Origin of the sequence: Mesorhizobium sp. M7A.F.Ca.US.005.03.2.1 (genome assembly GCF_003997795.1) — a bacterium.
Classification (GTDB): Bacteria; Pseudomonadota; Alphaproteobacteria; order Rhizobiales; family Rhizobiaceae; genus Mesorhizobium; species Mesorhizobium ciceri.
In genome coordinates this window covers 1-5,291 of sequence record NZ_RZRP01000437.1, presented here as the reverse complement: position 1 = coordinate 5,291, position 5,291 = coordinate 1, and the positions used below count along the sequence as shown (strand labels likewise).

The following is a 5,291-nucleotide window of genomic DNA, read 5'->3' as shown; positions in this document are numbered from 1 at the left end:
CTTGTGGTTCGAGGAGCCGGTGCCGCCTGACATGCCCGAAGTCATGGCGCAAGTGGCCCGCGCGACCTCGATCCCGATCGCCACCGGCGAACGGCTGACCACCAAGTTCGAGTTCGCCCGCGTCATCGAGAACCGCGCCGCGACCATCCTGCAGCCGGACCTCGGCCGCTCCGGCGGCATTCTCGAAACCAAGAAGATCGCGGCGATGGCCGAGGCCTACCACATCCAGATCGCCCCTCACTGCTATTGCGGGCCGATCGTCGGTGCGGCCAACATCCAACTGGCGGTGACGCTGCCCAACTTCCTCATCCTGGAATCGCTGAAGCAGTGGGACGGTTTCCATGCCACGCTCTTGAAGAAGAAGATCGAGTGGCAGGACGGCAATGTCATCCCCTCGAAGGAGCCCGGCCTCGGCGTCGAGCTCAACGAAGCGGTCTGCGACGCGCATCCCTATACGGGCAAGGACCTGCATTTGCAGATGATGCAGACCCCGCTGATGCCGTGAGCGAAAGCTACGCCTTCATCGGGCTTGGCCATCTCGGCGGCAACCTTGCCGCCAGCCTGATCCGCAACGGCTTTGCCGTCACCGTCTTCGACCGCGATCCGGCCGCCGCTGAGCGCCTGGTGGCGCTCGGCGCCACCGCCGCGAGCAGCCCGGCCGAGGCCGCCGGCCGGGCCGGCAATGCCATCACGTGCTTGCCTTCGCCCAAGGTCAGCGAAGCGGTGCTGGCCGGACCCGGCGGATTGCTAGAGGGCCTTCCCAAGGGCGGTACCTGGATCGAGATGTCGACCAACGGCCGCGACGAGATTCTTCGCCTTGCGGCCCTCGCCTCGGCCAGGGGCGTCGAGACGCTGGAATGCCCGGTCACCGGTGGCGTGCATCTGGCGGCGGCTGGCAAGATCACCGCGCTGGTCGGCGGCGATCCAGCGCTCTACGAACGTCATCGGCCGGCCATCGAGGCGATGTGCGCAAAGTCGTTCCTGATGGGTCCGGTCGGCTCGGCGGCGGTGATCAAGGTGATCACCAACATGCTCGCCTTCATCCATCTCGTCGCCGCCGGCGAGGCGCTGATGCTGGCGAAACAGGGCGGGCTCGACCTCGCCCAGTCCTACCATGCCATCTCAGCCTCCTCCGGCAACAGCTTCGTCCATGAGACCGAAAGCCAGCTCATCTTGAACGGCTCCTACGACATCGGCTTCACCATGGACCTGGCGCTGAAGGACCTCGGCTTCGCGCTGGCGATGGGCAGGGAATTCAGACTGCCGCTCCAACTGGCGCCGCTTGTGAGTGAGATTTTCCAGATGGGCAAACAGGAATATGGCGGCAGCGCCTGGTCCACCCAGATCGTCAAATTGCTCGAGGATGCCGTCGATACCGACCTGCGCGCGCCCGGTTTTCCGGCCAAGCTGGAACTCTGACATCAGCCAGTTATCAAGCGATTTCAGGACGTTGGATTGATGGGCGGATTCATCTGAATCAATCTGTCAACGGCTTGATTCAGTATCTGAGCGTCAATGCACCCGGCAGGATCTCGAAGGTCGCGGGTATGCGTCCCGGCGACTCGCCGTCTATATCGACCAGGGCGCCACTCTCTGACGCATCGCCGAGCGGCTCGACCACCACTTTCCTGCCGCGCAGGATGGTGATCGCCGGATGGTTGCGGTGCCGGCCGCCATAGAGCAGCCGGATGTCCCAGATCAGCTTCAGCTTGCCGGCGGCGCGCAGGATGACGATGTCGAACTGCCCGTCGGTGATTTCGGCATCCGGCGCGATCATCATGCCGCCGCCGAAGAACTTTCCATTGGCGACCGCCACCAGCGCCATGCGCGCTTCGACGGGTGCGCCGTCGTCGACCGTGATCCTGACGTCCTGAAAACGGTAGCGGATGAACTCCACCACGGTGCGCCACAGGAACAGTGCCTTGGCCGACATCCTGCCCTTGCGCTTGTCGGCATTGACGGCGCGGTCGGTGGCGCCGGACAGGCCGAGACTGGCGATGTTGATGAAGTGCCGGCTGGCCAGCGCGCCGTGATCGTCGATGTAGCCGATGCGCCCGGCATCGACCTTGCGACCCTTGGCTTCGGCCAACCGCTTCAGCACGGCATCCACCTCTTTCGGCAGGCCGAGCCCGCGCGCGAAATCGATGCCGGTGCCGCACGGCAACAGGCCAAGTTCAGTGATCCGGCCGCTCTCCTGGGCCGCCTGCAGAAGCCCGTCGGCCACTTCGCTGGCGGTGCCGTCACCGCCGGCCGCAATCACCAGATCGAAGCCAATCATTGCGAGATCGATTGCCAGCCTTTCGGCATCGCCTTCGGCCTGCGTTTCGCGCAGCTCGAATTCGCCGAAATGCTTTTTCAGCGACACGGCAACATCAGGCCAATGCCGTTTCAGCCGGCCGCCACCGGCAATCGGGTTGAGAACCACTCCGACTTTCAAAATACCCGCCCTCCCCGGCGCCGGACATGCAGGTCCGATCCTTTGCCGGCATTGAAGCCCGCGACCACCGGCGGAGCAAGGGGCGCTGTCGGCTCGTACGCAAAAAAGCGGGCGGGCTGTCTAAAGCAGCCGGCGCTCGAATTCCCCGGTTTGTGGCTAACGATCCCCGGTAATCCCGCTATCCACAGGGCAGCGGCCATTCCCCAGGACCCTTACTCGGCGTACATTAAACCCATCTCAGGCGGCTACCGATCATCAAGCCGAAAGGCGAAGTGAAAGGCGGATTTCCTGAGGCCCGTACGGCCCGAAGCGAGAGCAGGCTTGCCTGTTTCGAGGGACGGAGCCGAGACCTACGGGGCCGCGGAAAGCGTGCCAACGCCGACGGCGGACCGATGCTGCCATGAAGGACGGCAAAAACCTTCGATGGTGCGCAGGGCAAAGCTCGCAAGGGTGGAGACCGGCGTGGTCCCGAACGGACGCTGCTCTCGGGCGGCGGACTGGCAGGACCGTCAAAATCAAGGCCGGCAAGGCGCGACGACTTTACGGAAGTTGCTGCCGCGACCGTGTCCTGATCTGACAGGGAGGCGCTGGGAGAAATCCCGGCGCCGACTGTCTTTTTGGCCCCCCGATGCCCTTTGGCGGCGATCTTGCGAGCGCCGCTTCTCCACGCGCTAAAATCGGTTAGTATCGCCTGGTCAGAGCCCGTTTGAAAACGCGCTCTGCCGAGTCGGATGGCGTGGTTTTCGAGAACCGAAGCGTAGCGGACCTTTGAGTCCGTGAGCATCGGAAGCGCAGAAAACCGCGTCAGGCGGCCGGCAGAGTAGCGTTTACAAATGGGCTCGTAGAAGGGGGATACTTCATGACGCTCATCCAGAAGCTTGCCGTTGCCTATGCTTTCCTGTTCTTCGGCGTCGTCGCCATCGGCTACATACCGGCGTTCAACGATGCCAACGGCAATCTGTTCGGCCTTTTCTCGCTGCAATGGTATGACGACCTGCTGCACGCCTTCTCCGGCGTCTGGGCGCTGGCCGCCGCCTTCATCTCCCACCGCCAGGCAGTGTTCTATTTCAAGCTGTTCGGCTCGGTCTACCTGTTCGACGGCGTGCTCGGGCTGGTCACCGGTTCCGGCTGCCTCGACGCCGGTATCTTCATCAACGGCTTCCGCTCTCTCAACGATATCGAATTCCCGGCCCGCTTCTTCGCCAACCTGCCGCACATCGTCATTGGCGGCTTCGCCGTCTATGTCGGCTTCCGGCTGGCCAGGCGCGTACACGACCACTTCGCCACGGCCTGACCAGGCATGTTCCTGTTCCGCTGGCTGAAGCGCATCATCAAGACGATCCTCTGGCTGATCGTCGTCGTCATCCTCATCCCGATCGCCGGGCTGAGCTACGGCTTCCTGACGACGTCGTCGCTCGACAAGACGCCGCTGCCCGGCATTGCCGACGGCGCGCCGCCCAAGGCGCTGGCCGACAAGGTCCGCGCCGAGATCCCCGGCTACCAGCGGCCGGAGGAATCGACCTTCCTGACCTATCCGGAATGGGCGATCGTCTACGCCGCGCGCGAATATGCCGGCTTCGTCGACAAGGAGCAACCGAGCGGCTTCCCCTACTGGTCCTATATCGGCCGCTTCTGGCAGGACTACGCCATGGTCATCCGCGCCAGCGCTCCCTACAAGTTCAACTACGCCAACCACCAGATGCTGGTCATCATCGGCACCAGCCACTCGATCGAGCATATCCTGCAGTGGGCCTATGAGAACACGGTCGGCCGCATCACCGAGGCGACGACGGCCAAGCGCACCGCCGCCGACATTTATCAGGCCAAGGTGGCGGCGGACTATGCCGCGTTTCTCGACCAGGTGCCGTGGTATCAGTTCCCCTATGCCGACAAGCGCGCCGGCCTGTTTGCCGTGCAGTCGGCGCCGGGCGACAGCTCGATCCGCACCAGCGAACGCAAGCTGGCGTTCGGCCTCGCCGACACCATCAAGCAGGGCTATGCCGACCTGATCAAAAAGGCCCTCGCCGCCACAATGGACCCCGCCTTGCTCGACATCCATGTCTGGGCCAAGGGACCCGTCGGCGAAGCCACGCGCAACGAGCCCGACACCTTGCTCGAACGCGACATGGGCGCTGACGGCACGATCTTCGTCACCAGGCGCTATCAGGTCTTCACCGAAATGATCCCGCGGCTGATCGACAAGGGCGTGTCCTTCGTCGAGTTCGGCGGCAATGACGAGATCATGGTCACGGTGCTCTCCACCGATACGATCGCCGTTCCCGAAGGCATGCGCATCCTGTTCAGCTATCCGCTGCCGGCCGATCAATCCACGCGCCGCACCGGCATGGTCGTCGCCGTGCGTAAGCTGCATCTCGTGCTGCCGGCGCTGATCAAGTCCGGCGCCAGGCTCGAACACGTCTACGATTACTGAGGCCTTTCGGTCACGCCCGGCCAAGATTAGGCATTTCCTGGCCTCCGCCACGCCCATTCCACAATCGCGGCCAAATCCCGCCTTGTTCGCGCGCGAAGGAATGGGAAGAAATGGAAGGGCTGCCGGGGGGCATCTCGAAGGGACAAGACCGTGATCAAGACCGCCCTTGTCGCCATGACCATTGTCGGCTGCGACTGCGACGCCAAGCTTTGCGAATATATCGGCGAGACGCCGGCCAAATGGTCGACCGTCGCCGAGTGCGAAGCCGCGATGAAGAGCCAGATGCTGCACGAGCGCAATTTCAACTATCCGCTCGTCTCCGGCATTTGCCGCACGAAGGGTTCGTCGTCCTCCTCGCAACTGGCCGCGACCGCATCCCGCCCGGAACTGAAGCCCGCCAGCCGCGTCGTCAGAACCGAAAGC

General features: G+C 63.7%; 5 protein-coding genes and 1 pseudogene. 5 read left to right on the top strand and 1 reads right to left on the bottom strand.

The features are described 5' to 3' along the window. Together EN991_RS22285 and EN991_RS22280 are read left to right on the top strand one after the other, a co-directional pair. The coding region (locus tag EN991_RS22285; protein ID WP_281058806.1) for an enolase C-terminal domain-like protein at nt 1-505 on the top strand (505 nt) is incomplete at its 5' end. Further along, a complete protein-coding gene (locus tag EN991_RS22280; RefSeq protein WP_127369569.1) occupies nt 502-1,419 on the top strand; it encodes an NAD(P)-dependent oxidoreductase in 918 nt (305 codons plus the stop codon). The genes EN991_RS22285 and EN991_RS22280, both read left to right, overlap by 4 nt. Nucleotides 1,420-1,498: 79 nt before the next feature. On the opposite strand, the gene EN991_RS22275 is transcribed toward EN991_RS22280, so the two are convergent. Continuing rightward, nucleotides 1,499-2,437, bottom strand: coding sequence for a diacylglycerol kinase family protein (locus EN991_RS22275; RefSeq protein ID WP_127369568.1), 939 nt, complete (start codon nt 2,435-2,437; stop codon nt 1,499-1,501). Nucleotides 2,438-3,296: 859 nt separating this feature from the next. On the opposite strand from EN991_RS22275, the gene EN991_RS22270 reads away from it, so the two are divergent. The 3 genes and pseudogenes from EN991_RS22270 to EN991_RS22260 all read left to right on the top strand — a co-directional run. Then, a complete protein-coding gene (locus EN991_RS22270; protein ID WP_063172921.1) occupies nt 3,297-3,731 on the top strand; it encodes a hypothetical protein in 435 nt (144 codons plus the stop codon). 6 nt (nt 3,732-3,737) lie between these two features. Beyond that, nucleotides 3,738-4,868 carry a hypothetical protein gene (locus EN991_RS22265; RefSeq protein ID WP_127369567.1) on the top strand — a complete coding sequence of 377 codons (1,131 nt, stop codon included), beginning with the start codon at nt 3,738-3,740 and terminating at the stop codon, nt 4,866-4,868. Between the two features lie 150 nt (nt 4,869-5,018). Beyond that, nucleotides 5,019-5,291, top strand: a pseudogene (locus EN991_RS22260) (hypothetical protein); the annotation flags it as partial.